25 protein-coding genes are annotated in these 25,669 nt (G+C 65.9%); 13 read left to right on the top strand and 12 right to left on the bottom strand.

Going from position 1 to position 25,669, the window contains the following annotated elements; translation table 11 throughout:
- Positions 1-8: 8 nt before the first annotated feature.
- From MJ606_RS03160 to MJ606_RS03140, 5 genes are read left to right on the top strand one after another with little or no spacing between them, the layout of a single operon-like run.
- A complete protein-coding gene (locus tag MJ606_RS03160) occupies positions 9-935 on the top strand; it encodes a DUF58 domain-containing protein (protein WP_243047955.1) in 927 nt (308 codons plus the stop codon).
- Positions 932-1,471: a DUF4381 family protein gene (locus MJ606_RS03155; protein ID WP_243047954.1), complete on the top strand. Its 540-nt coding sequence runs from the start codon at positions 932-934 to the stop codon at positions 1,469-1,471. The genes MJ606_RS03160 and MJ606_RS03155 overlap by 4 nt, the downstream gene beginning before the upstream one ends.
- Complete coding sequence (locus tag MJ606_RS03150; protein ID WP_243047953.1) at positions 1,464-2,444, top strand: VWA domain-containing protein; 981 nt, start codon at positions 1,464-1,466, stop codon at positions 2,442-2,444. The genes MJ606_RS03155 and MJ606_RS03150 overlap by 8 nt, the downstream gene beginning before the upstream one ends.
- Positions 2,441-4,351: a VWA domain-containing protein gene (locus tag MJ606_RS03145; protein WP_243047952.1), complete on the top strand. Its 1,911-nt coding sequence runs from the start codon at positions 2,441-2,443 to the stop codon at positions 4,349-4,351. The genes MJ606_RS03150 and MJ606_RS03145 overlap by 4 nt, the downstream gene beginning before the upstream one ends.
- On the top strand, positions 4,348-6,060 hold the full coding sequence (locus MJ606_RS03140) for a BatD family protein (RefSeq protein ID WP_243047951.1): 1,713 nt from the start codon (positions 4,348-4,350) through the stop codon (positions 6,058-6,060). The genes MJ606_RS03145 and MJ606_RS03140 overlap by 4 nt, the downstream gene beginning before the upstream one ends.
- Here MJ606_RS03140 and MJ606_RS03135 read toward each other — a convergent pair.
- Entirely contained in the window at positions 6,044-6,568 is a 525-nt protein-coding gene (locus MJ606_RS03135; protein ID WP_243047950.1) for an O-acetyl-ADP-ribose deacetylase, read from the bottom strand. The two genes, MJ606_RS03140 and MJ606_RS03135, sit on opposite strands and share 17 nt — an antisense overlap.
- Positions 6,569-6,635: 67 nt before the next feature.
- Between MJ606_RS03135 and MJ606_RS03130 the strand changes: the two genes are divergently transcribed.
- Positions 6,636-7,100 (top strand): MarR family transcriptional regulator, encoded by a 465-nt coding sequence (locus tag MJ606_RS03130; protein ID WP_243047949.1) that lies wholly within the window; start codon positions 6,636-6,638, stop codon positions 7,098-7,100.
- 79 nt (positions 7,101-7,179) lie between these two features.
- Here MJ606_RS03130 and MJ606_RS03125 read toward each other — a convergent pair whose 3' ends face one another.
- From MJ606_RS03125 to MJ606_RS03115, 3 genes are all read right to left on the bottom strand, one after another.
- A complete protein-coding gene (locus MJ606_RS03125; protein WP_243047948.1) occupies positions 7,180-8,619 on the bottom strand; it encodes a M20/M25/M40 family metallo-hydrolase in 1,440 nt (479 codons plus the stop codon).
- Between the two features lie 120 nt (positions 8,620-8,739).
- A complete protein-coding gene (gene mscL, locus MJ606_RS03120) occupies positions 8,740-9,150 on the bottom strand; it encodes a large-conductance mechanosensitive channel protein MscL (RefSeq protein ID WP_243047947.1) in 411 nt (136 codons plus the stop codon).
- Positions 9,151-9,241: 91 nt separating this feature from the next.
- Entirely contained in the window at positions 9,242-9,928 is a 687-nt protein-coding gene (locus tag MJ606_RS03115; protein WP_243047946.1) for a fumarylacetoacetate hydrolase family protein, read from the bottom strand.
- A gap of 225 nt (positions 9,929-10,153) precedes the next feature.
- Here MJ606_RS03115 and MJ606_RS03110 point away from each other — a divergent pair, with 225 nt between their 5' ends.
- The 4 genes from MJ606_RS03110 to MJ606_RS03095 all read left to right on the top strand — a co-directional run bounded on the left by MJ606_RS03110 (position 10,154) and on the right by MJ606_RS03095 (position 14,670).
- Positions 10,154-11,401, top strand: a complete 1,248-nt coding sequence (locus MJ606_RS03110; protein ID WP_243047945.1) for an efflux RND transporter periplasmic adaptor subunit — start codon at positions 10,154-10,156, stop codon at positions 11,399-11,401.
- Between the two features lie 78 nt (positions 11,402-11,479).
- The gene (locus tag MJ606_RS03105; protein WP_243047944.1) at positions 11,480-12,166 is read left to right on the top strand and encodes an ABC transporter ATP-binding protein; all 687 of its coding nucleotides are present in this window, start codon (positions 11,480-11,482) and stop codon (positions 12,164-12,166) included.
- 10 nt (positions 12,167-12,176) lie between these two features.
- Entirely contained in the window at positions 12,177-13,343 is a 1,167-nt protein-coding gene (locus tag MJ606_RS03100) for an FtsX-like permease family protein (RefSeq protein WP_243047943.1), read from the top strand.
- 10 nt (positions 13,344-13,353) lie between these two features.
- Positions 13,354-14,670 (top strand): ABC transporter permease, encoded by a 1,317-nt coding sequence (locus MJ606_RS03095; protein WP_243047942.1) that lies wholly within the window; start codon positions 13,354-13,356, stop codon positions 14,668-14,670.
- 25 nt (positions 14,671-14,695) lie between these two features.
- Here the strand turns inward: MJ606_RS03095 and yedA are convergent, their stop codons facing one another.
- From yedA to MJ606_RS03080, 3 genes are all read right to left on the bottom strand, one after another.
- Positions 14,696-15,628 (bottom strand): drug/metabolite exporter YedA, encoded by a 933-nt coding sequence (gene yedA / locus MJ606_RS03090; protein ID WP_243047941.1) that lies wholly within the window; start codon positions 15,626-15,628, stop codon positions 14,696-14,698.
- Between the two features lie 137 nt (positions 15,629-15,765).
- Positions 15,766-16,647 carry a methylated-DNA--[protein]-cysteine S-methyltransferase gene (locus tag MJ606_RS03085; RefSeq protein ID WP_243047940.1) on the bottom strand — a complete coding sequence of 294 codons (882 nt, stop codon included), beginning with the start codon at positions 16,645-16,647 and terminating at the stop codon, positions 15,766-15,768.
- Positions 16,648-16,740: 93 nt separating this feature from the next.
- Positions 16,741-17,013: a hypothetical protein gene (locus MJ606_RS03080; protein WP_243047939.1), complete on the bottom strand. Its 273-nt coding sequence runs from the start codon at positions 17,011-17,013 to the stop codon at positions 16,741-16,743.
- Between the two features lie 78 nt (positions 17,014-17,091).
- Here MJ606_RS03080 and MJ606_RS03075 point away from each other — a divergent pair, with 78 nt between their 5' ends.
- Positions 17,092-17,454 carry a Rieske (2Fe-2S) protein gene (locus tag MJ606_RS03075; RefSeq protein WP_243047938.1) on the top strand — a complete coding sequence of 121 codons (363 nt, stop codon included), beginning with the start codon at positions 17,092-17,094 and terminating at the stop codon, positions 17,452-17,454.
- On the opposite strand, the gene MJ606_RS03070 is transcribed toward MJ606_RS03075, so the two are convergent.
- From MJ606_RS03070 to MJ606_RS03050, 5 genes are all read right to left on the bottom strand, one after another.
- Entirely contained in the window at positions 17,444-19,585 is a 2,142-nt protein-coding gene (locus MJ606_RS03070; protein WP_243047937.1) for a YjbH domain-containing protein, read from the bottom strand. The two genes, MJ606_RS03075 and MJ606_RS03070, sit on opposite strands and share 11 nt — an antisense overlap.
- Positions 19,582-20,370 (bottom strand): capsule biosynthesis GfcC family protein, encoded by a 789-nt coding sequence (locus MJ606_RS03065; RefSeq protein WP_243047936.1) that lies wholly within the window; start codon positions 20,368-20,370, stop codon positions 19,582-19,584. Before MJ606_RS03065 ends, MJ606_RS03070 begins: the two co-directional genes overlap by 4 nt.
- Positions 20,367-21,041 carry a YjbF family lipoprotein gene (locus tag MJ606_RS03060; RefSeq protein ID WP_243047935.1) on the bottom strand — a complete coding sequence of 225 codons (675 nt, stop codon included), beginning with the start codon at positions 21,039-21,041 and terminating at the stop codon, positions 20,367-20,369. Before MJ606_RS03060 ends, MJ606_RS03065 begins: the two co-directional genes overlap by 4 nt.
- Positions 21,042-21,093: 52 nt before the next feature.
- Complete coding sequence (locus tag MJ606_RS03055) at positions 21,094-22,194, bottom strand: polysaccharide biosynthesis/export family protein (RefSeq protein WP_243047934.1); 1,101 nt, start codon at positions 22,192-22,194, stop codon at positions 21,094-21,096.
- An 83-nt stretch (positions 22,195-22,277) separates the two neighbouring features.
- The gene (locus MJ606_RS03050) at positions 22,278-22,577 is read right to left on the bottom strand and encodes a hypothetical protein (protein ID WP_243047933.1); all 300 of its coding nucleotides are present in this window, start codon (positions 22,575-22,577) and stop codon (positions 22,278-22,280) included.
- A 236-nt stretch (positions 22,578-22,813) separates the two neighbouring features.
- On the opposite strand from MJ606_RS03050, the gene MJ606_RS03045 reads away from it, so the two are divergent.
- Together MJ606_RS03045 and MJ606_RS03040 are read left to right on the top strand one after the other, a co-directional pair.
- Positions 22,814-23,317, top strand: coding sequence for a low molecular weight protein-tyrosine-phosphatase (locus MJ606_RS03045; RefSeq protein ID WP_243047932.1), 504 nt, complete (start codon positions 22,814-22,816; stop codon positions 23,315-23,317).
- A gap of 101 nt (positions 23,318-23,418) precedes the next feature.
- Positions 23,419-25,620 carry a polysaccharide biosynthesis tyrosine autokinase gene (locus tag MJ606_RS03040; protein ID WP_243047931.1) on the top strand — a complete coding sequence of 734 codons (2,202 nt, stop codon included), beginning with the start codon at positions 23,419-23,421 and terminating at the stop codon, positions 25,618-25,620.
- Positions 25,621-25,669: the final 49 nt, after the last annotated feature.

Below are 25,669 nucleotides of genomic sequence, written 5' to 3'. Positions count from 1 at the left end.
ACGCCGCGGTGAACAGGCCTGATGATGGCGACGGGCGCACGCGCGTCCGCCTGACCGAGCTGGTGGCGTTGCGCGCGCGCGTGGCCAAGGCGGCATTGCCACGGCTGGAAAGCCGGGCCATGCATGCCGGCCAGCAGTCCAGCCGTCTGTTCGGGCGCGGCATGGACTACGCCGAATCGCGCGTCTATCAGCCCGGCGACGACGTGCGCCGGCTCGACTGGCGGCTGACCGCGCGCAGTGGCCGCCTGCATACCAAGCTGTTCCAGGAAGAACGCGAAGGTCGCTTGCTGATCCTGCTCGATACCCACGAAAGCATGCGTTTTGGTACGCGCGTGCGCTTCAAGTCGGTGCAGGCGGCCCGCGCGGCAGCGCTGGCGGCCTGGTATGTGGTGCGGGCCGGCGAGCGGGTGGGGCTGATGGAATTCGGTGGCGGTGATCGCCTGCTGCGTCCACAGGGTGGCGCTCGCGGTGCGTTGGCGATCTGCGGCGCGCTGGCCGAATGGCAAGGGCAAGGGCCGGCCGTGCATGCGCAAGCTGAGTCCTTGTCGCAGGCACTGCTGCGCGCCAGTCGCCTGATGCGCGGCACCAATCGCCTGCTGTTGATCAGCGACGGTCTCAGCTGTGATGACGCCGCGCGAGGACGCCTGCTCGACCTGGCTGGCAAGGCGGCGGTCCGCGTGCTGGTGGTCGCCGATGCATTGGAACTGTCCATGCCGCCGCCGGGGCGTTATCCGCTGGAGCACGATGGCGAGCGGCGCGAAGTCGCCCTGTTCGGCGAACGTCAGCGGCGGGAGTTCCAGCAACGGCTCGGTGCCGGGCAGGCCGCGCTGAACAGCGTCGCGCAGGGCCTGGGCATCCCTCATCGAACCATCGATACCACGGCCGATCCGCTCGATGCCGTACTCGCGCTGCTGGCGCCGGGAGCGCGCCGATGATGTTCCCGGCAACCACGGTGGCACCAGCCACAGGCCCGGTGCTGCGCGATATCCATCTGCCTCCTGACCCACCCTGGTGGCCGCCGGCGCCGGGTTGGTGGGGGGCTGCGTTGCTGCTGCTGGGGCTGGTGGCGCTCGCCGTCTGGCTATGGCATCGACGCCACGGACACCGCGTGCTTGAACGTGCCCTGCTGGGCGAAGTGGACGCGCTTCTCGTGCACTGGCGCGAGCAGCCGCAGATGCTCGCCGCCGGGCTGCATCAGCTGCTGCGTCGAGGCGCATTGCGATACGACGCCGGGGCGGCCCATCGGCACGGTGATGAATGGCGGCGCACGCTGGCGGTGATTCCGGTCGATGCGTCGACACTGGATCGCCTGATGGCGCTGGAAGATGCCATGTACCGGCCCGGCGCCTCGTTCGATATCGACGCCACGGTCGCGGCGACCCGCCACTGGCTGTTGCTGGCCTGGCGCCGTCGCGCCGGACGGAAAGCCATCGCGGTGCCGCAGATCGCGGCGGAGTCGAGTCATGTTTGAACTCGCCTGGCCGTGGGTCTTCGTACTGCTGCCGCTGCCCTGGTTGCTGCGCCTTGGCTTGCGCAGCGTCGAGCCGGGGCAGGCCTTGCATCTGCCGCATCCGGGTCTGCAACTGGCGGTGGCCAGCGGCAAGCGCGAGGGTGGCTGGCGATGGTGGATGCTGCTGTTGGCGTGGCTGTGCCTGTTGGTCGCCGCGTCGCGTCCGCAGTGGGTGGGGCCGCCGCAGGCACAGCAACGCAGCGGGCGGGCGTTGATGCTGGCAGTGGATCTCTCCGGCAGCATGCGCACGGACGATATGCGGTTGGGTGGCCAGCCGATCAGCCGCTTCGGTGCCGTCGAGGCCATTGCGGGCGATTTCATCTCGCGTCGTAGCGGTGACGAGATGGGGCTGGTGTTGTTCGGCAGCCGCGCTTTTCTGGTCACGCCGTTGACCTACGACCTCAACGCCGTGCGTGCGCAATTGCAGGGCGCGGCGGTCGGGTTGGCCGGCACCGAGACGGCCATCGGCGATGCGATCGCCGTGGCGGTGAAGCGGCTGGCGCCGTTGCCGGAGCAGGCGCGGGTGGTGGTGCTGCTGACCGATGGCGTCAACAACGCCGGCAGCATTGCGCCGCTGGACGCCGCGCATGCCGCCAAGGCGGCCGGCGTGCGCATCTATACCATTGGCATCGGTGCCACCGAGATGCGCATTCCGGACCTGTTCGGCACCCGCACCATCAATCCTTCGGCAGATCTGGACGAGGGCATGCTGCGCACGATGGCCGCGCAGACCGGCGGCCGCTATTTCCGCGCCACCGACTCGAGCCAGTTGGCCGATGCGTATCGAGCCATCGACGCCCTCGAACCGATGCCGCAGCAGGGCCCGTCGCTGCGGCCCCGGCATGAACTGTTCCGTTGGCCGCTCGCCGTGGGCGCCCTGGCCTGGCTGATCGCGCTGGCGCCGCGCCAGCGTCGTCGTGAGGTGTTGGCATGACCGACGCCTGGCAGCAATTCCATTTCTTGCGGCCATGGTGGCTGCTTGCCTTGTTGGCGCTGCCGATGTTGCTGGCGCTGGCCTCGCGCCGCAGCGTCGCGCGCGAGGAACTGGCGCGACTGGTGGATGCCGAGTTATTGCCGTATTTGCTGTTGGGACGCGAGCGTGGCCGGCGCCTGTCTTCGTTCGTGGTGATCGCCAGCTGGGTCCTCGCTTCGCTGGCCATGGCCGGGCCGACCTGGAGTCGTGTCGCCCAGCCGCTGTACGCCAAGCGCGCCGCGCAGGTGGTGGCGTTGTCGCTGTCGCAGCACATGCTGGCGCGCGACGTGGCGCCCAGTCGCCTGGATCGTGCGCGCTACAAGGCGAGTGACCTGCTGGCGGCGAACAAGGATGGCCTCAATGGCTTGATCGCCTACGCTGGCGAGGCGTTCGTGGTGGCGCCGCTCACCACCGACGCGGGGAGCCTTCGCGACCTGCTGGATGCGCTGGCCCCGGATACGATGCCGACCGATGGCGACAATGCCGCCCAGGCCATCGAGCGTGGCGTGGCCTTGATCCATGATGCCAAAGCCGGTGGCGGCTCGCTGGTGCTGGTGACCGATGATGCCGACGCGGCGGCCCAGGCTGCGGCGCGCAAGGCGCTCGCCGAGGGTGTGCGCGTCTCGGTGCTCGGCGTGGGTACCACCCAGGGCGGGCCGGTGCCGCTCGCCGACCAGAGCTTCGTGCGTGATGCGCAGGGCGAAGTGGTCATGGCTCGCCGCCACGACGACGCACTACGTGCCCTCGCCGAGGCCGGCGGCGGCCGCTACGTGACGATGAGCGACGACCACAGCGACATCGACGCGTTAGGCGGCGAACTGCGCGCCGATGGTGCCGCCACCTTGGCCGGCGACCAGCAGGGCGATGAATGGCAGGATCGCGGCCCGTGGCTGCTGCTGCCGCTGCTGCCTCTGGTCGCCATGACGTTTCGCCGTGGCTGGCTGGTATTGCTGGCGCTGACCTTGCTGCCCGGTGTTCCCGGCAGTGCACACGCCAGCAGTTGGAGCGATCTGTGGCAACGTCCCGACCAGCAGGCCGCTGCCGCGCTCCAGCAGGGGCGGGCGAAGGAAGCGCAGCAGCTGGCGCGCGATCCGCAGCTGCGTGGCGCTGCCGCCTATCGAGCGGGCGATTACGCCGCCGCCACTGCCGCGTTGCGCCAGTCGCCGGGGGCCGATGCGCAATACAACCTGGGCAACGCCTTGGCCAAGCAGGGCGACTACCAAGGTGCGCTGGACGCCTATGATCGTGCGCTCAAGGCCAACCCCGCCAATGCGGATGCGCTTGCCAACCGCAAGGCAGTGGAAGACTGGTTGCACCGGCAGCAACCGCCGCCAAAGGAGCAGGACAAGGGCGCCCAGAACGACAAGGACAAGTCGGGGCAAGGCAAGTCGACCACGCCGCCCGACGATGCGCAGGGCAAGGCGGGGCAAAAGGATAACGACGACAAATCCGACGATGGCAAGGGCAAGCCGTCGCAGGACGCCCAAGGCAATGCGCAGGGCAGCGGCAACGACAAGGATGCCCAGGGCCATAACCCGGAGCAGGACCAACCGGCCAGCGATGCCGCGGGCACCCAGCCGCAGACGCCACAGGAACAGGCCGAACAGCATGCCCGCGAGGCGCAGGCGCAGCAGGCGCTGCAGAAGCAGATGGACCAGGCGCTGGGCAAGCCGGGCCAGCAGCGTCAACCGCCGACGCATGAGCTTGGCGCCATGGCGACGGACGATGCGCAATCGAAGCTTCCCGCCGATGTGCGGCAGGCGCTGCAGCGCGTACCCGACGATCCGGGCGCCCTGTTGCGCCGCAAGTTCGACCTTGAATACCGGCAGCGCCATGGCGGCATGGCGCCGGAGGACGATTCACCGTGAAATCGCGTCGCTTGTTTGCCTGGTTGTGGTTGGTCGCCTGCCTGTGGCCGCTGGTGTCGCGCGCCACCGACGTGCAGGCCGCGCTCGATCGCACACAGGTGGCGCTGGGCGAGACAGTGACCTTGAACCTGCGCGTGAACGGCGGCGGCATGGCCGCCGCGCCGGACCTTGGCGCGCTGTCGAAGGACTTCGCCGTACTCGGCACGTCGAGCAACACCAGCATCAGCATCATCAATGGCAGCCGTTCGGCCCAGCTGACCATCGGCGTGGCCTTGCGGCCGCTGCATATGGGCACGCTGATCATTCCGCCATTGTCGTTTGCGGGTGGCGTGACGCAGCCGTTGCAACTCGAAGTGGTGGCGCCCGATCCCAAGGCATCGGCCGCCGGACGTAAAGACGTCTTCGTGGATGCGACCGTCGAGCCGGCCAGCGGCTATGTCGGGCAGCAGCTGGTCTACACCGAGCGTCTCTATTTCGCTGCCAACCTCACCAATGGCGCGCTGGAAGATCCGCAACTGGCTGGCGTCGACGTGCATCGCCTGGGCGATGAGATCAACTACCAGGCCGAGCGTGGCGGACGCCGCTACAACGTGATCGAACGTCGCTACGCGCTCATGCCGCAGCGCGAAGGCCACCTGGAGATTCCACCGGTGGCGTTCCAGGGCGACATGGTCGACATGAACGACCCCGATGCCTTCTTCGGCAGCGCCACGCCGGTGTCGGCATCCTCGCCCGCGGTATCCATCGATGTGCGCCCGGCACCTGCGCAGGCAGCCCGCACTGCATGGCTGCCGGCACGCGAGCTGACGCTGAGTCTCGATGGTGGCCCGGCATCGGGCGATCTGCGCGTGGGCCAGGCGCTCAACGTGGTGATGAGCGTACAGGCCACCGGTTTGCCGTATGAAGCATTGCCGGCACTCAGCCTGCCGACGCTTGATGGCGCCACCGTCTACCCGGACAAGCCGGTCAATGGCACCCGCGTGGATGGCCAATGGCTGGTCGGGCGTCGCCAGCAAGGTTTTGCCATCGTGCCCAGCCGTGCCGGCACGCTGACCATTCCGGAAACCACGCTGACCTGGTGGAACGTGGTGACCGACCGCATGGAAGTTGCCCGCATTCCTGCGCAGAGCTTCCATGTATTGCCCGCCATCGGCGCGGCGGCGGTAACGCCTGCCCAGGTATCCGCCGCACCCGCGCCCGTGACGAATACGGTGCCGTCCACCGCTTCCCCCAGCGTCCGAGTGGCCGCCCCGGGCATTCCCTGGCGCTGGCTGGCGCTGGGCAGCCTGGCCCTGTGGGTGATCAGCGTGGCAGCGTGGTTCGGCTGGCGTCGACGTGGCGCACGTGTTGCGGCGCCCCCGGCGGGCAAGGAGCCAGGCACCACGTCACCCTCGCAGCTGCGCGCCGCTTTCCTTGCCGCAGAGAGGAGCGATGACACGGCAAGGCAGGCCGCCGCGCTGCTTGCCTGGGCACGGAGCGAGCGGCCCGCCTTGCAGAATCTGGGTGAGCTGTCCCGTGCATTGGCATCGGCGCCGCAGTGCGAGGCGATTGCCGCGTTGCAGCGCCAGCACTATGCGGGGCAGCATCAGTCTGGCCTGGGCGAACAGCTGGCGGCCGCGTTCCGCGATGGCTTTGCCTGGCGACCGCAGGACGGCGAGCCGAACCCGTCACCCCTGCCACCGTTGTACCCGTTCAAGCTGCATCATTGAGCGCGTTCTGCCAGATCGCGGCCATGGCCTCGCCGAAGCAGCACAACACGACATGCAGCGGAGCCCCTGGCCGTTGCGCGTCGCGCAGGCTGCGCAGCGCCACCGGCGCGGCGAGTTCGGGCGGGTAGCCATAGACACCGCAGCTGATGGCGGGAAAAGCGATGGAGTCCACCCCATGCTTGATCGCCAGTGTCATGCTATGCCGGTAGCAGCCGGCGAGCAGGGTGGGTTCGTCATGCGTGCCGCCGTGCCAGACAGGGCCCACGGCATGGATGATGTAGCGGGCCGGAAGCCGGAAGCCCGGGGTGATGCGTGCCTCGCCAGTGGGACAGCGCACGCCCAGGCGTACCTGCGGCAGGGCGCGGCAGGCTTCCATTAGTTCCGGGCCCGCGGCACGATGGATGGCGCCATCCACGCCGCCGCCGCCGAGCAGGCTGGGGTTGGCGGCGTTGACGATGGCATCCGTGTTCAACTGAGTGATGTCGGCAATGACGATTTCGATGGACATGGCTTCGTGAGATTTTGCGACATATGCTTGATCCTATTCCTGGCTTGCGCGGACCGACTGCACATCTATGACTAAGGCGGAAGACATTTCCTTTGGCTATCTGCTCAACGATGTGACCTTGCTGTTCCGCAAGCACTTCGACAGACGCGCCGTGAAATTCGGGTTGACCCGCGCGCAATGGCGGGCCACCAAGATGCTGTATTACCGCGAGGGGCTGCGCCAGACCGAGCTGGCCGAGCTGCTGGAGATGGAGCCCATCGCCGTGGGGCGGGTGATCGACCGCCTGCAGGCAGCCGGCTTTGTCGAGCGTCGGCCCGATCCGAAGGATCGTCGCGCCTGGCGGTTGTACGTGACCGACCAGGCGCGCGCGGTGATCGCCGATATGGAGCTGATCGCCCAGGGCCTGCGCAAGGACGCCACCCAGGGCATCACCGTGCCCGAGCTGCAGCAGGCGCTGGACGTGATCAACCGCATGAAGGAAAACCTGCAGGCGCTCGACCAAGGCAACGCGCCGGACGAAGCCGAGTCCTGATGCGCTGACGAATCGCTGCAGGGTTGAAACGAAAAGGGCGGCCAGCTGGCCGCCCTTTGGCTTGGAGCGTAGGGCGCTATCAGTCTTCCGCGCCGTCCTTCGCAAATGCGCCCGGTGCCGAGCCGAAATCGCCGTTGGCCTGGGCGGCCATGTACGAGAACGCCGCATACACGGCCACGTTCTGCGCCAGCTCCTTCGGATCGATCTTGTCCAGCGTGTCGTTGGCGTTGTGGTGATAGTCGAAGTAGTCGGTGCCGTCCTGGGTCAGCGACAGCGCCGCCATGCCCTTGGCATGCATCTGCGACAGGTCCGAACCGCCGCCGCCAGGCATGGCGGCGTCATAGGCCACGCCGATTGGCGACAGCACCTGCGCGATCTGTTCGATGGCGCCACGTGCCTCCGGCTTCACGCTGGCGCTCATGCGCCACACCTTGCGCGCGCCGAAGTCCGATTCCGTGCCGAGCTGGAACTTGCCCACTTCGGCGGCGTGCTTGTCCGCATAGGCGCGTCCACCCCACAGGCCCATCTCTTCGTTGGCGAAGGCGATGACGCGGATGGTGCGGTCCGGGCGTTGCGGCAGTTCGCCGATCAGCTTGCCCGCGGCCATGGCGATGGCCACGCCTGCGCCGTCATCGATGGCGCCCGTGCCCGGGTCCCACGAATCGAGATGGCCGCCAATGGCCACCACCTGGTCCGGATACTTTCTGCCGGTGAATTCGCCGATCACGTTGGCGCCGGTATAGGTGCCGGTGATACCGCAATCGAGTTCGAGCTTGATGCTCACCGGCTTGCCATAAGCCAGCACGCGCGACAGCTGGTCGGCATCCGGGTTGGACAGGGCAGCCGCCGGGATGGCCTCCTTCGGGTCCTTGAAGCCGGTGACACCGGTATGCGGCGTGCGGCTGTTGGCGTCGGTGCCGGCCGAGCGCAGCAGGAAGGCCGCCGCGCCCAGCTTGGCGGCGATCACCGGGCCGCCCATGCGAATGGCCGAGCCCATGCCGTAGTCATGGCCGTCCTTGTGGCGCTGCATGCGTGCGTCGATATAGACGATCTTGCCCTTGACGCTGGCCGGGTCAGCCTTCTTCAACGCCTCCAGGCTGTCGAACTTCACTACCTGGGCGGTGAGGCCGCCCTTGGGCGTACCGGCCGAGTAGCCCAGCGCGATCAGGTCCAGCGGCTGCGGGAACGGCGCGACGATCTCGGCGTGCTCGCTGCGGCGTTCCCACAGCGGATAACTCACCTGTTCGGTATAGACCTTGTCGAAGCCCAGTGCCTTGAACTTGGCGATGGCCCATTCGCGGCCGCGCTGGTCCGCCGGGCTGCCGGCCAGGCGCGGGCCCACTTCCGTCGTCAGCGATTCGACGATCTGGTAGCCGGTGTCGTCATTCATCGCCTTGTCGCGCAACTGTTCGGCCGTCTTTACGGCCGCCGCGGGAATGCTGGTCTGGCTGGTGGCTTGTGCGGTGCCGATGGCGAGCATCAGGCTCGCGGTGAGCAGGGAAAGCGGCAGGCGGCGCATGGAAGACTCCTTGGGCGGAAACCGCGATTATCGCGTGCCCAGGGGAATGCGCTTAGGTCAGAAGTCACGGGAGGGGAGATACGAGGGCGCCACGCGCGCGGCGCACTCGTGGATGGCGGATTACGGCTTGGACTTGAGCAGGTCGCGGATCTCGGTGAGCAGCACCACGTCAGCCGGCGGCGGTGCGGGCGCGGCCTCCTGGCGACGGGTGAGCTTGTTGATCGCCTTGACCACCAGGAAGATGGCGAACGCGATGATGAGGAACTGGATCAACGTGTTGATGAAGGTGCCATAGCCAATCGCCACCTCGGCCACCTTGTGCGCCGGGTCGCTGTTGTCGGCCGCCTTGAGCACCCACTTCTTCTGCGAGAAATCGATGCCGCCGGTGAGCAGGCCGATGGGCGGCATGATGATCTGGTCCACCAGCGAAGTGACGATCTTGCCGAATGCGCCGCCGATGACCACACCGACGGCCAGATCGATCACGTTGCCACGCATGGCAAATTCTTTGAACTCTTTGAGGATGCTCACGCTTCTCTCCCTTAGGCTGGATGGCGGTGGAACTCTAACGCAGCTTGGCCCGAACGCGACAGGCGGACGTGTCCGCAAGGTCTTCGCGGGATCAGGCGACGCGGCCGTCCAGCGTCGCCACCCCGGCCAGTTCGGCATGGAAGCGGTCGCCGCGGTGCAGCGCCGAAACACCTGCCGGCGTACCGGTGAAGATCAGGTCGCCCGCCTTCAGCTCGAACAGGGTGGAGAGGATCGCGATGACCTCGGCCACGCCATGCACCATGTCGCCCAGCCGGCCCTGCTGGCGCAGCTCGCCGTTGATGCTTAGCGTCAGGGCGGTGCCGGCATCGAGCTTGGCCTGGCTGGCGGGGCGCAGGGCGGACACCGGTGCGGAGTGGTCGAAGGCCTTGGCGACATCCCATGGGTGGCTCTTGGCCTTGGCCACCGCCTGCAGGTCGCGGCGGGTAAGGTCCAGGCCGACGCCGTAGCCCCAGATGAGCCCGGCCGCCTGCTCCACGCTTACATCGCGGCCACCGGAGCCCAGCGCCACCACCATTTCCACCTCGTGATGGAGATCGCTGGTGGCCTGCGGATAGGGCACGTCGGCACCATCGGTAACGACGGCATCGGCGGGCTTGCAGAAGAACAGCGGCGTGTCCTTGTCCACCGTGGCGCCCATTTCGCGGGCGTGTTCGGCGTAGTTGCGGCCGATGCAGAAGATGCGACGGACCGGAAAGCGCTGCTCGCTGCCGATGATCGGCAGGCTCGGGATAGTGGGGGGTGTGATGGCGTATGACATGGGGCGAAAGATTAGCACCCGGGGCCAAGCGCGCCAGTCACTTGCCGCGTCAGCTTTTTTCCGCCGGAGCGTGCGAGTACAACCGGCCGGGCTGCAGACCTGTGCTGGGGAGGCCAGGTGACAGCTGTCACTGCCAATGGCTGATGGGGCGCTCTGGCCGCAGGATGGCCCCGCCTTCATCGTGTGATGCATCGTGCAACCGGCTGGGGCCGGCAGGGAGTGAGTGTGGCGAATGCGGACCTACTGAAGGAACTGCGCATCGAGAAGCACCAGCGCGAAGATCATGGCCAGGGCACCGGCCGTTGGCCATGGATCGTCGGCGGCATCCTGGGGCTGCTGGTGCTGGCGGGCCTGGGCGGCTGGCTGCTGCTGGGCAAGCGCGCGGTCGAGGTGCAGACCGCGCAGGCGCAGTCGGCAGCATCGAGCGCGGCCGCGGGCGCGGTGTTGCAGGCCACCGGCTATGTGACCGCGCGGCGACAGGCCACGGTGTCGGCGCAGATCACCGGCACCCTGACCGAGGTGCTGATCGAGGAAGGCGACCACGTCAAGAAGGGCCAGATCGTGGCTCGTCTCGACGATGCGCAATACAAGGCCGCGCTGGATGCGGCGCGTACCCAGGCCGCTGCGGCGCACGCGCTGGTGGCGCAGTACCAGGCCCAGCTGGCGCAGAACCAGCGCGACGCCGTGCGCGAGGAAACGCTGGCTGCCAAGGGTCTGGTGCCGCAGCAGGATGCCGAACAGGCACGCACCCTGGTCGACACCACCCGCGCGCAGCTGGTCTCGCAGCAACGCACCGCGGCATCGGACGACGCCCAGGTGGTGGAGGCCCAGGTGAACTTCGACTACTGCGTGATCCGCGCGCCATTCGATGGCGTCATCACCACCAAGGACGCACAGATCGGCGAAATCATCTCGCCGTTCTCGGCCGGCGGCGGTTTCACCCGTACCGGCGTGGGCACCATCGTCGACATGGATTCGCTGGAAGTGGACGTGGACGTCAACGAGGCCTATATCGGTCGCGTGAAGCCGGACATGCCCGCCGAGGCGATCCTGGACGCTTACCCGGACTGGAAGATTCCCGCGCATGTCATCGCCATCGTGCCGGCGGCCGACCGTGGCAAGGCCACGGTGAAGGTACGCGTGGCGCTGGAGCACAAGGACGCACGCATCGTGCCGGACATGGGCGTGCGCGTGTCGTTCCTGGAGCAGAAGCAGGCGCAGCCGTCGGTGCAGGCACCGCAAGGCGTGCTGGTGCCGGCGTCCGCCATCGCGCAGCGCGATGGACATGCGGTGGTGTTCGTGCTGCGTGACGACACGGTGCAGCAACGCACGGTGGCGCCGGCCGGATCGGGCCAGGGCGAACTGCGCCTGCTGCCTGCGGGCGTGGAAGCGGGCGATACGGTGGTGGTGTCGCCACCGGCGGAACTGAAGGACGGCATGCGCGTGGCGCTGCCAGCCAAGCCAAAGGAATGAGCGGGTGGTCCAACCGCAGCGCGTGATCGGGCGCATCGCCATGGGCGATGCCAGGCCAAACAACTCGGGAGCACAAGCATGGGCACGTTGATCGAAACCCGCGACCTCTCCAAGGTGTACGAACGCGGCAAGCAGAAAGTGGAAGTGCTGCACCACATCAACCTGGACATCGCCGAGGGCGATTTCCTCGCTCTGATGGGCCCCTCGGGCTCGGGCAAGACCACCCTGCTCAACCTTATCGGCGGACTGGACACGCCCACCGGCGGCAGCATCACCGTGGCCGGCCAGCGGCTCGACCAGCTCAGCGGCGGCGCGCTGGCGAAATGGCGCGCGTCGCATGTGGGTTTCGTGTTCCAGTTCTACAACCTGATGCCGATGCTGTCGGCGCAGCGCAACGTCGAGTTGCCATTGCTGCTGACCAAGCTCTCGGCCGCGCAGCGGCGCAAGAATGCAGGCATCGCGCTGCAGCTGGTGGGACTGGCCGATCGCGCCTCGCACAAGCCGAGCGAGCTTTCCGGCGGGCAGCAGCAGCGTGTGGCGATTGCCCGCGCGATCGTTTCCGACCCGACCCTGCTGGTGTGCGACGAGCCCACCGGCGACCTGGATCGCCAGTCCGCCGAAGACGTGCTGGGCCTGTTGCGCGTGCTCAATCGCGAACACGGCAAGACCATCGTGATGGTCACGCACGATCCCAAGGCGGCCGAGTACGCCAACCACACCCTGCATCTGGACAAGGGCACCCTGGTCGAACAGGCGCTGGCGTGAGGATGCGACGATGAAATATCTCCATCTCATCTGGGCCGCGCTGTTCCGGCGCAAGGCCCGCACGATACTCACCCTGATATCGATCATCGCCGCGTTCCTGCTGTTTGGCATGCTCGATGCCGTGCGCACCTCGTTCAACCAGGCGGGGCAGAGCGCCAATGGTGCGCAACGCCTGCAGACCGGCTCCAGGCTCTCCTTCATCCAGACCCTGCCGCAATCGCTGGAAGCGCAGATCGCCCAGGTGCCGGGCGTGAAGATGGTGACGTATGCCAACTGGTTCGGCGGCGCCTATCAGGATCCGCACAACCAGGTCTTCAGCTTTGCGGTGGAGCCGAACTACATCGACCTGTATCCGGAGATCGAAGTGAGTGCCGCCGAGCGCAAGGCCTTCGACGACACGCGCACCGGCATCCTGGTCGGCGAGGCGTTGGCCAAGCGCTTCAACTGGAAAGTGGGCGACAAGATTCCCCTGCAGTCGACCATTTTCCCCAATCACCAGGGCAGCAAGAACTGGACCTTCGACGTCGTCGGCATCATGCATTCCAAGGACAAGAAGACCAGCGGCTTCTATGACCAGCTGTTGCTGCTGCACTGGAAGTATTTCGACGAAACCACGCCGTTCAACCGTGGCACCGTGGGCTGGTATGTAACGCGAGTGGCCGATGTGAACCAGGCCGACCGGGTGGCCAAGGCCATCGACGCCATCTCGGCCAACTCCGATCACGAGACACGCACGCAGACCGAGCAAGCCGCCACCGCCAACTGGATGAAGCAGCTGGCCGACATCGGCCTGATCGTGGGCTCGATCATGGGCGCGGTGTTCTTCACCCTGCTGCTGCTTTCGGGCAACACCATGATGCAGGCCGTGCGCGAGCGCACCAGCGAGCTGGCGGTGCTCAAGACCATCGGTTTCTCCAATCATGCCGTGCTGGCCATCGTGCTCGCCGAGTCCGTGTTGCTGCTGTTGATCGGTGGCGTGATCGGGCTGGGGCTGGCGACCTTGATCATTCCCGTCGTGAGCGCGGGCAGCGGCGGCATGCTGAACCTGCCCAGCGTGGGGGCCAACAGCTGGTTGCTGGGCGTGGTGCTGATGATCGCCATCGGTTTGCTGGTGGGCACCTTGCCGGCGCTGCGCGCGATGCGCCTGAACATCGTCGATGCATTGGCGGGACGCTGAGGAGAGCGACATGAAGGTACTGACCAATATCCTGCTGCTGCTCCTGATTGCCGCCGTGCTCGCGGTGTGGATCGTGCTGCCATGGTACGGAGTGGTGGCCTTGCTGGTGGTCTTTGCCGCCTGGATGGCGTTCACGCGTCGCGGTCGGCAGGCCGCTTCGGTGACCACTGTCGGCATCAGCACGCTGGGGCAACGCCTTGGCTCATCGGCGGTGATCGTGATCGGCATTGCCGGCGTGGTCGGCGTGCTGGTGGCGCTGCTGGCCATGGGCGACGGTTATGCCGAAACCCTGCGCAAGACCGGCAGCGCCGACACCGCCATCGTGATGCGCGGCTCATCGGCATCGGAGGTGATGTCCGTGCTCGATCACGACAGCGTCGTGCTGATTCCGCAGGCGCCGGGCGTTGCCCGTGATGCCAAGGACCAGCCGATCGCTTCGCCCGAAATCGTCGTCGCGGCCAATCTTCCGCTCAAGGGCGGCAGTGCGGACGATGAAGGCAGCGTGCAGTTGCGCGGCGTCAGCGAGCAGGCGTGGGCGGTGCGTCCCAACGTCAAGATCGTGGAAGGGCGCAACTTCCAGCCGGGCATGCGCGAGCTGATTGTCGGCAAGGGCGCGGCCAGGGAGTTCGCCGGGCTGGTGCCGGGCCATACGATAAGGCTGGGCAACCAGCAATGGACCGTAGTGGGCGTGTTCTCTTCGGGCGATGCGATGGATTCGGAAGTGTGGGGCGACGCCAGCGTCGTGGCCGATACGTATCGTCGCGGCAGCAGTCGCACGTCGGTGATGGTGCGACTCACCAATGCGCAGGCCTACGACGGTTTCAAGGCCGCACTGGAAGCCAATCCCCAGCTCAAGATCGACGTGAGCACCACGCTCGATTACTTCAGCAAGCAGTCCGAGGGCATGACCAAGGTGATCCGCGTCATCGGTATCACGGTGGGATTGATCATGGCCATCGGCGCGATGTTCGGCGCGCTCAACACCATGTTTGCCGCGGTGGCGGCGCGCGCCCGGGAAATCGCCACGCTGCGCGCGATCGGTTTCCCGGGGCTGCCGGTGGTCGTGGCGGTGATGCTGGAAACCATGCTGCTGGCGCTGATCGGCGGCGTGCTGGGCGGCGTGCTGGCCTGGTTGCTGTTCAACGGCTACAGCGCATCGACGCTGGCTGCGGGCACCGTCGGCAAGCTGAGTTTCGAACTGAAGGTGTCGCCCGAATTGATGTGGACGGGGCTGAAGTGGGCGCTGGCCATTGGCTTCATCGGCGGCCTGTTTCCCGCCATGCGCGCCGCGCGACTGCCAGTCACCACAGCACTGCGGGAGTTGTGATGCCGACTGCGCTCCCGCTTGCGACTCAACGGCCGCCGGCGGGCTGGCGCTTCATGCGGGCCAGGGTGATCGCTCCCACGCCGATCAGAATGATCGCCATGCCGGCGATGTCATACGGGCCGACGCTTTCGCCCGCCAGCATCACGCCGAACAGCACCGCCACCGGCGGGTTCACATAGGCATAGCTGGTCGCCAGTGCGGGGCGCGCGTGCTTGAGCACATACAGGTACGCGCTGAACGCGATGATCGAGCCGAACACCGCCAGATAGACCACGGCGGCGGTGGCGCGTGCCGTGGGATGCGCGGGCAGGTGCTCGCCGCTGCCATAGCCGATGAGCAGCAACGCCACGCTGGCGCACAGCATTTGCGCGGCGGTATTCATCGGGCCGGCCGGCATGTCCTGGCGGCGGCTCCAGGCCGAGCCGAAGGCCCAGCTCATCGCGGCCACCAGCAAGGCGATGGCGCCCAGGCGCGAGCCGGAAAGGCCGCTACCGAGGTTCAGCACGATCACGCCGACAAAGCCGATCACGAGGCCCACGGTTTCGCGACGCGTCGGCCATTCGCCATACATGCCCGAGAACAGCGCGGCAAACAGCGGCATGCTGGCCACTGCCACCGCGGCGATGCCCGAGCTGACATGTTGTTCGGCAAAACACACCAGCCCGTTGCCAAAGCCCAGCAGCAGCACGCCGGTGACTGCCGCGTTGCGCCACTGGCGCGCGGTCGGCAGCGCTACGCCGCGCAAACGCAGGAACGCAAACAGCGCAATGCCCGCGCCGAGAAAGCGGATACCTGCCAGCAGAAAGGGCGGGTAGCTTTCCAGCGCATAGCGGATGCCCAGATAGGTCGAGCCCCAGATGATGTACAGCGCGAACAGGGCCAATGGCACCATCACATGCGTGTTGGCAACAGGGGTTGGCGCCGCGGCAACGGCGGTTGGGCTGGTCGTGTCGGTCATGGACTGCGCGGGGGAAGACATCGCGGGGCGGATGCTCGGCATAGTTTACAGACAGCCTGACGATAATCCGGCCGTGCCGCAGGCAGAAGCGAGGCTTGTGCAAGGCAGTGTTGAGGCGCGCTCAAGTCGCCATGCGCTCAGGCGGCAGCGGTGCGCCTCGACTCCGCGATGTCGCCCGTGTGTTCGCTGGCCAGCAGTTCGCGCTTGCGTTCCACGCCCCAGCGCCAGCCGCCCAGCGAACCATCCTCGCGCACGATGCGATGACACGGCACGATCAGTGCCAGCCGGTTGCTGCCACAGGCGCGGCCCACCGCGCGCGCGGCCTTGGGCACACCCAGCTCGGCAGCCAGTTCGCCATAGCTCTTGGTAACGCCATGGGGTATGCGCGTGAGCGCTTCCCACACACGCCACTGGAAGGCCGTGGCCGCCACGTCGAGCGGGGGCAGTGCGGGCGCATCCGCATCACGCCAGCCCAGTTCGCTGGCAATGCGCGCGATCACGGCGTCGAGCCATTCCTCGCGGCCGGCATCCACACGTTGGCGGGTCGCCTTCGGAAACTCGTCCGCCAGGCGTGCCTCCAATTGCTTGTCCGTATCACCCAGCGTCACCGAGCAGATGCCGCGTGTGGTGGTGGCCACCAGCAGGCGGCCGAGTGGCGTGCCGGTGGTGGTGTAGCGAATATCCGCGCCCGCGCCGCCTGCGCGATAGCTGGCGGGGGTCATGCCGAGCAGGCGATCACTGTGCTCATAGACACGGCTGCCAGAGCCGAAGCCGGCGTCGTATACCGCATCGGTCACGGCGGCTCCCTGGCGCAATGCCGTCTTCAGCTGGCCGAAGCGCCGTGCACGGTGGTACTCGGCCGGACTCATGCCATAGCGACGCCGAAAGGCGCGTTGCAAATGACTGGGGCTCAGCTGGGCCGCTTCGGCCAATGCCTGCAGGGTAGGTGGCTCGTCAGCGCGCTCGACCAGCGAGCGGACGTGTTCCAGGGCGAGTTCGGTAGGCTGTCGGGTATGCATGGGACGACATCCGGAATGCGATGAGGCCAGCCTAGTACCGGCCCCAACTCACGACTATCCGGATATTGTGCTACGCGGCAGCGCAGGCGGCACTCAGCGAGCGGCGTGACGCGTCTGGTGTAGCACCACAAACTCGCCTTCGATCACTTCCGGCTGATGCGCGCGGCGACCGGCGGAAGACATCGTGGCGCGCTTACGCGACCATTGGCGCACGGCAAACACCAGGCCGCCACCGACCAGCAGTACGCTGGCCACCACCAGACCGAACACCATCAGCACGCCCACCAGGGCCAGCCCGATGACGAGCGACAGCGCACGGATGAGCGGATGGCGGGAACGACGCGGCATGGGTAGCGAAAAACGCATGTGTTAAAAATCCGTGTGGTAAAATCAAGGACTTACAAGCGTAACGATGGGGCCTTAGGGCCGAAGAGGCAAGTGCCGATGGATACAACTGCTCCCGACCAGGCGCTTTGCCGACTGGATGACATTCCCGAAGGCGGTGCGATCGCCGTCGATGCCGTGCTGCGCGATGGCGAGGAAAACCTGATCGTGCTTCGTCGCCTCGACGGCGTGCGGGCCTACATGAATATCTGCCCGCATGCCGGCCGCCGGCTCGACTGGGCGCCGGGCAAATTCCTGATCAAGGACAACCTGCTGGTGTGCGCCGCCCACGGCGCCTCGTTCAACGACGACGATGGCCTGTGCGTCGGCGGCCCTTGCCGCGGCGAGCACCTGCGCGCGGTGCCGTTGCGGCTGGATGGCGAGCACGTCTATCTGGCGCAGGGCGACGGCCTCACTGCATGATCTGGTCGAGATTGCCGCTGAAATTGTCGAAGTCGCGGTCGCTGGTGAGCGAATACAGGCTGTAGCGCCTGCTGAGGCGGGCGCCGCCATCGCGGATCAGCGGGTCCCACACGAAGGTGGCGCGACTGATGGTGGAGCGGGGCAGCATCAGGTCGAATGGAATCGACACATAGATGCCCTTGTCGAAACTGCCCTCACCAAACTGTTGCGCCGAGACGTTGGTGCGCGTGGCATAGGCGCCCATGCGCACGCCGTTGCGGAACTCGCGCGACACGTCGAGCGTGGCGCCCCAGTCGCCTGCGAGGAAGCGGCCCGCGCTCAGGGCGACCGTCACGTCCTTGTAGCCCAGGTCGAAATAGCCGGTGACGTGGCCGGTGACCACGTGATAGCCACGGAACGAGAAATCCTGGTCGTAGCCGCGCTGCCTGACCCAGTTGACGTCGGTACCGATGGCCCAGCGTTCGCCGAACGGGCGATACAGCACTTCGCCACCCATGCCGCCGAACATGCTTTCGAGCATGCCGGCATAGGCAAGGCCATACAGGTCGTTGCCCAGCTGGCGCGTGCCGGTGAGCTGGAAGATCGGCAGGGTGAGGTCGGAGCGGGTGATGTACCTGCGCACATCCGTGCGTACGCGCGGCAAGCGGCTGGGCGCGTCGTACTTGAACTTCTCGTAGTTGTCGATCAGATCCACGCTGGCCACGCCGCTCCACCACAGGTTAGGCGTGAAGTGATAGTCGATGTTGTAGGTGGCGGCGATCTGGTACAGCAGGAACGCATCAGGTCCGCCCACGTTTTGGCCATAGCTCAGGGCGAACGATTGGTCGACCCGTTCGATGGGGGCGCGATACAGCACGCTCTCATGGCGTGGCATCGGCGCGTTGTGTTCCACGCTGCGACTGAACTCGGCGAGATCGATGTCGTGATCGATTAGTTGCCCGAAGCGCTGGCGATGCACGCTGGTCTCAGCCGTCGACAAGCCCTCCTGCTGCGACACCACGGTAAACCAGTCGATGCCGGGACCAAGCTGGTTGTCGAGCACGCGCGCTGCCCGACCCATCGCCTTGGCCGAATAGTAGTAACGCTCTTGTTCGCCAGTGACGATCACCTCGCTGCCGCGGCGCGTGATGGTGGATACCTGGATGCCTGCGTTGTCGCGCAGGTTGCGTGCCACTTCGGCCCAGTCGACCTGTTCGGGAGCAGGCGCAGCGGCCTCGGTGTTGCGCGCGGGCCGGGGCGGATCGAGCAGCTTCACCGGGCCGGTGCCGGTGGCCGCGTTGGCATGCAGCGTGAACCCGAACATCACCGTATTGCCGCGCTCGAGCGCGAGACTGAGGTCGAGGTTGCGAGCCGGGCGGAGCACTGCGCCAAAGTTGATCGGCGAACTCTGTTTCTGGTTATTGCGTTGCGACTCGTGCTGGTAATTGTTGCCGTCGTACTCGGCCTTCAGCACCAGCCAGTTCCACGGCGTCTGGTAGGCGATGCCACCAAACAGCGCCACCGGGCCACGGAAATAATGGTTGCTGCTGAAGTCGCCCGTGCCGGAGCTGCCCGGACGATGGTCGAACCTGTCACTGAAGAGGGATAGCGGATTCCGGATATTGCCCCGTCCACCCACATAGCCCCAACCCATGCCGAGGCTCGCATCGATCGGTCCCAAGCGTTTGTTGGCGACCACGTACTCGCCGGAAAAAAGCCCGGTGCCGCCGATGTCGCGCGCGCCGATGCTGATGTCCGGCAGACAACGACTCTCGGTCCATATGCGCAGCTTCACGTCGATGGACTTGTCCTTGTAGCTCTGGTGGCCACTGAGCGCCTGGGGCCCATAGAGGCGGTTGCCAATCGCGGTATAACGAAAAATGCCTTCCAGCCAGGGTAGCGGCTGCAACGAGACGTTGTAGCGGTCATAGGGGTGCACATTGCTGACAGTGAACGCCAGCTCACCTTCCTCCGCCATGCGTGCGGTAGGTGTCTGCCATAGGCCCGCGCCGCCGAAGTCGCTTTGCGTCGGGGCGCTGTCCGCATGGGCCAACCCGATCAACAGGCAGCCGAGCAGCGGTGCCAGGCGAGGGTGCTGGTTGGGCGTTTGGGTCGACCTTGCGCCAGGACGTCCTGTCCGGTGATGCGTCATGGGTGCGCTTCCGGATCGGCGAGCGGCTGCGTTGCCAGGAAGGTGGCGATTTCGCGATTCAGGTCCGGGGCCACGTCACGCACGAGCCGGTCGCCCAGCGGCACGTAGACCACGGCGCCCGGTGCCAGCGGCAAGGGCGTGCTGCGGTTCCACAGGCCGATACCCTGCCGAAAGACTTGCCCGTCCGGCTGGATGACGAAGATCCAGTCGGCGTCGGCCAGCGGCAGGGCGGGGCAGGCATCGAGGTAGCGACGGGCATCCTGCAGCGCCACCTGCGGCAGTTCGCAGGTGCGCGATACCGCACCGACGATACGGATGGTGCTGGGGCGTGTCGGGTAATACAGGACGTCGCCCTGCGCTACCGGACGGTTCGCCGATGGCATGACATCGACCACGCGAGGATCGAGCGGAGCCGCCTGTCGCCCTGTACTTGGCATGGACCCCAACCACGCGCTCAGCGATGCGCAAAATTCGGCCAGTGCGATGCGATCGGACGCCAGCGCCTGCCGCCGCACGTGGTCCAGGTCGAACAGGATGCCGGCCTGCTGCCGTTGCTGCTCCATGCGCAGGCCCGGGCGCAGCCAGGCGGCGCCCAGTACGTAGGCATCCTCCCGCACGCCAGCGGCGAGCGCCGCGTCGCTCAACCGGGCAGGTCGAGCAAGCTCATGCACGCCGGCATGTTCCACCGCGCCGCTCGCGAAAAACTGCGTGGCCGCTGCGGCGGGCGGCCACAACACAAGCGATGGCAGCAAGGCGCCGGCAGCGAGCAGGAGCAGATGCCTCACGACGCTCCCCCGCGATAGGGGCGCAATTGCACGAGCTTCATCGTCAAACCCGGCATGACGTGCTGCTCGCTCATCCACACGAAGCCATCCGACGGGTCCACCCAGTAGCGATTGGTGACGTGGTAGCCGGCACTTGTGGCTGTTATTTCCTCGGTTATCAGCAACGTGTGGCGACTCGCTCCAAGAATGTCGATCTCGGCGCTGCCTGTCGGCCTCAGCACGGCATGTACGGGAACGCCATAGCGGTAACCGGGCGACCAGTCGTCGACACGTTCATAGGCGAGACGCGTGCCGAGCCGGTGCAGGCCGGTCGCGAAGGGGTCACCTGGAGACGACAGCCGGTTGCCGTCGAGATTGCGATCGAGTCCCGCCGTCATGACGACGCGGCCATGCTGTAGAACCACCAGCACGCCCTGGGTGCCGTACCAGAATTCGCGTGGCCCATCGACGTTGCCAAGGATCAGCACGGCATCGCCAGCCGCCGTGGTGGCGCGCATTTGGTAAAAGGGCCTGGCGGCCACTTGTTCCGCCGTGGGAGCCAGCGTCGGCTTTCCACGCCATAACAGGCGTACGGATTCGAGGCTGCCACGCGACACCTCGGTACAGCCGGCGATGCCCAACAGCGCACAACCGACCATGGCGCCGGCGATTCGTGCATGCAGGCGATTCATGCGCGGCATGCCATCGGCAGGACCCGAAACGGAAAAAGCTTGTACGGGCTCATCAGCGGTCGAAGTTGTACTGGGCACTCGCTGCGTTGCTGATGATGCTGGTCAGCGGCAGCAACTGGGACAGGAAGCGGTTCCAGCGTGTCACGCCTGCCGGGCCCACGAAAACCACGTCGCCAGGCTTCACCTTGAATTGCCCTGCGAGGATGAAGGCATCGGGCGAACGCGCATCCAGCCGATACACGGTGCCCTTGCTCTTTTCGAGATCCGCGATGCCACGTATCACATAGACGGCCTTGCCCTTGGAGGTGGTCTGGTTCAGGCCGCCGGCGCGGCCGAGCGCCTGGGAAAGGGTGATGTCGGTGGTCTTGAAGCTGAGTGCGAGCGGACGATTCACCTCACCCACCACATAGGCTTCCTGGCGGTCGTTGTACGGCAGGTACAGGCGGTCCCGAGGCTTCAGGTAGATGTCCTTCGCCATGGCCGCGCCGTTGCTCAGGGCATCGAGATCGATCGGGTAGTCACGGCCGTCGCGGGTCAGCACCAGGCCGGAGAGATTGGCCTGTTCCGTGTTGATGGTGGCGGCACCAAGTGCTTGGGCCAGCGTCACCGGCGTCGTGGTGACGGGCTGTGGATCGGTCTTGGTGAAGGCGCCCTGCACGGTGATGCGCTGGCTGCCGTAACCGATCACGTTCACATCGACCTGGGGCGACTCCACGTAACGGGCCAGCTTGTCGCTGATGGCCTTGCGCAGGTCTTCCACGGTCATGCTGGATACTTTCAGCTCGCCCACGTAGGGATAGAACAGCGTGCCGTCCGGGCGCACGAGGCGACCGTTGGCCAGCGACTGCTGTTGCGGCCCGGCGGGGGAGGTCAGCTCGGGGTGTTCCCAGACGGTGATGTACAGCGTGTCGCCCGCGCCAATGCGGTAAGACTCGGGCCGGTAGGAGAGTAGCTCCGGCGGGATCGCCGCGGTTGTAGCCGCTGCCTTGTCCATGGCGATCAGCTTGGGCGTGATGGGAACGAGCTCGACGCGGCTGCCTTGGTCTTCTTCATGCAGCAGGCGGCTGGTCGACATGTGTTGACCTGGCGACCAGATGCAGCCTTGCAGCAGCGAGATCGCCGCGACCAGGGCTAGGGTCTGGCGTACATTCATGAGATGGGCTTTGTGTGCTTCGGGCAAAAACCGTCCGTGCCGGATAAATCCAGCACGGATCAGGCAAACGCGTTGGGAGAAACTCAGTGCGTGCCGGTGGTGCCGGTGGTGCCACCGGTACCGCCGTTGCCGCCACCACCCGTGCCCGGGGACGTGTTCGAGTTGCCATGGTTGCTGCCGCCACCGGACACGCCCGCGCTGATGACCGCCGCGCCGACCAGGCTTGCGCCAATGTAGAGCGGGGTCAGGCTGCCCATGGAGGCCTCGGCGGCGGCGGTGGAGCCAGCGGCCTTCGGGGCGTTGGCATCCGTCATGGTGGAGGATTGGGCGAGGGCCGATCCAGCCAGGCCCGTCATCATGATTGCGGCGAGCAACTTCTTCATATGAGCTCCATTCAATGAGAATTCGTCCGTGTCGCGACGCTGCGTTGCCTGGCGTTGAGAAGGCGGGGTTCGCGGCTAGGCGCTGCGCCGTCGGCGACTCGTTGATCGGGCGATTGTAGGCTGGCGAGGCGAATTGCGACGCGTCAAATCGCTGGCGCGGCGAAGGACGACAGAAAAACGGGATAAGTGCGCAGACCGGATTTTCCTGATCCATCGCCGTAGCGGATATCGTTTGGATGGATCGCCAGCGCGCCTTGGCGAGTTTCTATGGCGAAAAAACATGGAGCGCCGTGTTCAAAAGGATTTTGACCGTCTGCATTGGAAACATTTGCCGCAGTCCGACGGCGGAGTATCTGTTTCATCATCACCTGGCCAGTCGCGGTATTTGCGTTCACAGCGCGGGCCTGGGTGCGCTCGTGGGCAAACCGATGGATGCCATGGCGCGAACGCTGCTCGCCGAGCATGGCATCGATGGCGGTGCGCATCGGGCGCGCCAACTGAGCGGTGCCATGCTCCGTGAAGCCGATCTGGTGTTGGCGATGGAACACGATCACGTCGCCTGCGTCAGGCGGCTGGCGCCGGAGGCCAGCGGCAAGGTGATGTTGCTCGATCACTGGGGGGCTGGCGCGGATATCGCTGATCCCTTTGGGCAAAGCCGGGAAGCGTTCGAGCATGTTTATGGCGTGATCGATCGAAGCGTAGCCAGCTGGTTGCCCTACTTAACGCGTTCCGCTTCCTGATTGCTTCATAAGGGAAGGCTTACGCGAGTGGGCAACGCTCGCCGATGCTGCATTAGAAGACATTTGGTCAACATGGCGGGCTTGCATTTGGCACTCCCGGCATGACCGCTACAAAAGACAACGCGCCACAGGACAAGGAAATCGACCTGCGGGAGCTGCTTGGTACCTTGGTCGACCACCGCTGGTTGATCGGTATCGTCACCGGCGTGTGCTTTGTGCTCGGGGTCGGCTACGCCGTGCTGGCAACGCCGGTCTATCGCGCTGACGCTGTCGTCCAGGTAGAGCAGAAAGTCCCCAATCTGCCTGGCCTGAGCGCCATCTCGCAAACCCTTGGCGCTTCCAGCTCCGAGGCGACGACGGAGATTGCGCTGATCACCTCGCGCGCTGTCATCGGCAAGGCGGTGGATGAGCTGAATTTGCAGGTCGAAGTGGAGCCGTTGCGCTTTCCCCTGTTCGGAGGTTTTGCAGCGCGTCGCTTCACGCCCGACGAGCCCACCGACGTGGCGACGCCGGTGCTGGGATTGGGCCGGTACGACTGGGGCGGCTCGCGCCTGGACATCTATAGGATGAGCGTGCCCGCCTCGCTGGAGGGGGAGCCGCTGACGCTCGTAGCCGGCGAACATGGCGCATTCACCTTGTACGACGGCAGCAATCGCCTGCTGGCGGGGGCGGTGGGTGAAGCGGTCGCCGGCAATGGCGTGACCCTGCAGGTGCGTGCTTTAAGGGCCAATCCGGGCACGCGATTCCGCGTGGTCCATCGCAGTGCACTTGCGGTCATCAGCGAGCTGCAGCGCGACATCAACGCGGCGGAACAGGGCAAGGATTCGGGCATCATCCAGCTCACCTACGACCACCGGGACGCCGAGCTGGCGACTCGGGTCCTCGATCAGGTCAGTGGAGCCTATGTTCGGCAAAACGTCGACCGCAATTCCGCGGAAGCGGCCAACAGCCTTGCCTTCGTCAAGGAACAGTTGCCCAAGGTACGCAAAGAGCTGGATGGCGCGCAGGGTGCGCTGAACGCCTTCCAGACCAAGGCGCATTCGGTCGACATCACCATGCAGACCAAGGGGCTGCTCGATCAGGTCGTGGCCATTGAGACAAGCATCCAGCAGTTGCGCCTGCAGCAGGCGGATATGGAGCGCCGTTATACGGTTGAGCATCCGGCGTACAAGGCATTGCTCAACCAGATCGGCGAGCTTCAGGCCCAGCGCAGCGGCATAGACAAGCAAGTGGGTGACTTGCCGGACACGCAGCAGGAGCTGCTTCGTCTTACCCGTGACGTCGAGGTCAGCAACGCCACCTACGTCAACCTCCTCAATCAGGCGCAGCAGCTGGACATAGCGCGTGCCGGCACCGTGGGCAATGTCCGCGTGATCGACGCCGCCGCCGTGGATACGTCGATGCCGGCCAAGCCAAAAAGGCTATTGGTCATCTTGGGTAGCACATGGCTCGGTGCACTGTTCGCGCTCGGCTTCGTCTTCCTGCGGCAAATGCTGCGCCGGGGGCTGGAGGATCCAGCCATGCTCGAAGAGCTTGGCCTGCCGGTCTACGCCTCCATTCCAAACAGCCTCACAGAGCAGAAGAGCTTCCTGCAAGGGCGCCGTGGACGCAATGACGAAAGCCAGCAGCTGCTCGCGGTGAACGCGCCGGCGGATCTCGCCGTCGAGGCGCTGCGCAGCTTGCGCACCAGTCTCCATTTCGCGCGAATGGAGGCCAAGACCAATATCCTCATGATTTCCGGCGCCAGCCCGGGCGCGGGCAAGACCTTCGTCTCGTCCAATCTGGCGGCGGTTATCGCCGGAAGCGGGCAGCGTGTATTGCTCGTCGACGGCGATATGCGAAAGGGCGCCTTGCACACCGTCATCGGTGGGCGACCCGAGGGCGGTTTGTCGGAGTTGATATCCGGTCAGCTGTCGATGGATGACGCCATTCGCGCCGTTCCCCAGGTCGAGAATCTTCATTTCATACCGCGCGGAAAGGTACCGCCGAATCCATCCGAGCTGCTGATGCACGACAGCTTCCCGATGTTGCTGGATCGCCTGCGGTCGAACTACGACCTCGTCATCATCGATACCCCGCCCATCCTGGCGGTAACCGACGCGGCGATTCTTGGACATCACGTCGGCACAAGTCTGATGGTGGTGCGCTTTGGCATGAATCAGCTGCGCGAGATCGCGCTCGCCAAACAGCGCTTCGAGCAGAACGGCGTGAAGATCAAGGGCGCCGTGTTCAATGCCGTGGAGCGCCGCAATGCCGGCTATTACTCCTACGGCTACTACGAATACGGGAGCCGCACCGCCTGACGCGACGGTCAAGGCATCGATAAAGGTCGTAATGGGACATCGGCGTCCT

This window comes from Dyella sp. RRB7 (assembly GCF_022761115.1).
Taxonomy (GTDB): domain Bacteria; phylum Pseudomonadota; class Gammaproteobacteria; order Xanthomonadales; family Rhodanobacteraceae; genus Dyella.
Note: the sequence above shows the minus strand (reverse complement) of the source record. Positions and strands in the feature narration are given on the sequence as shown.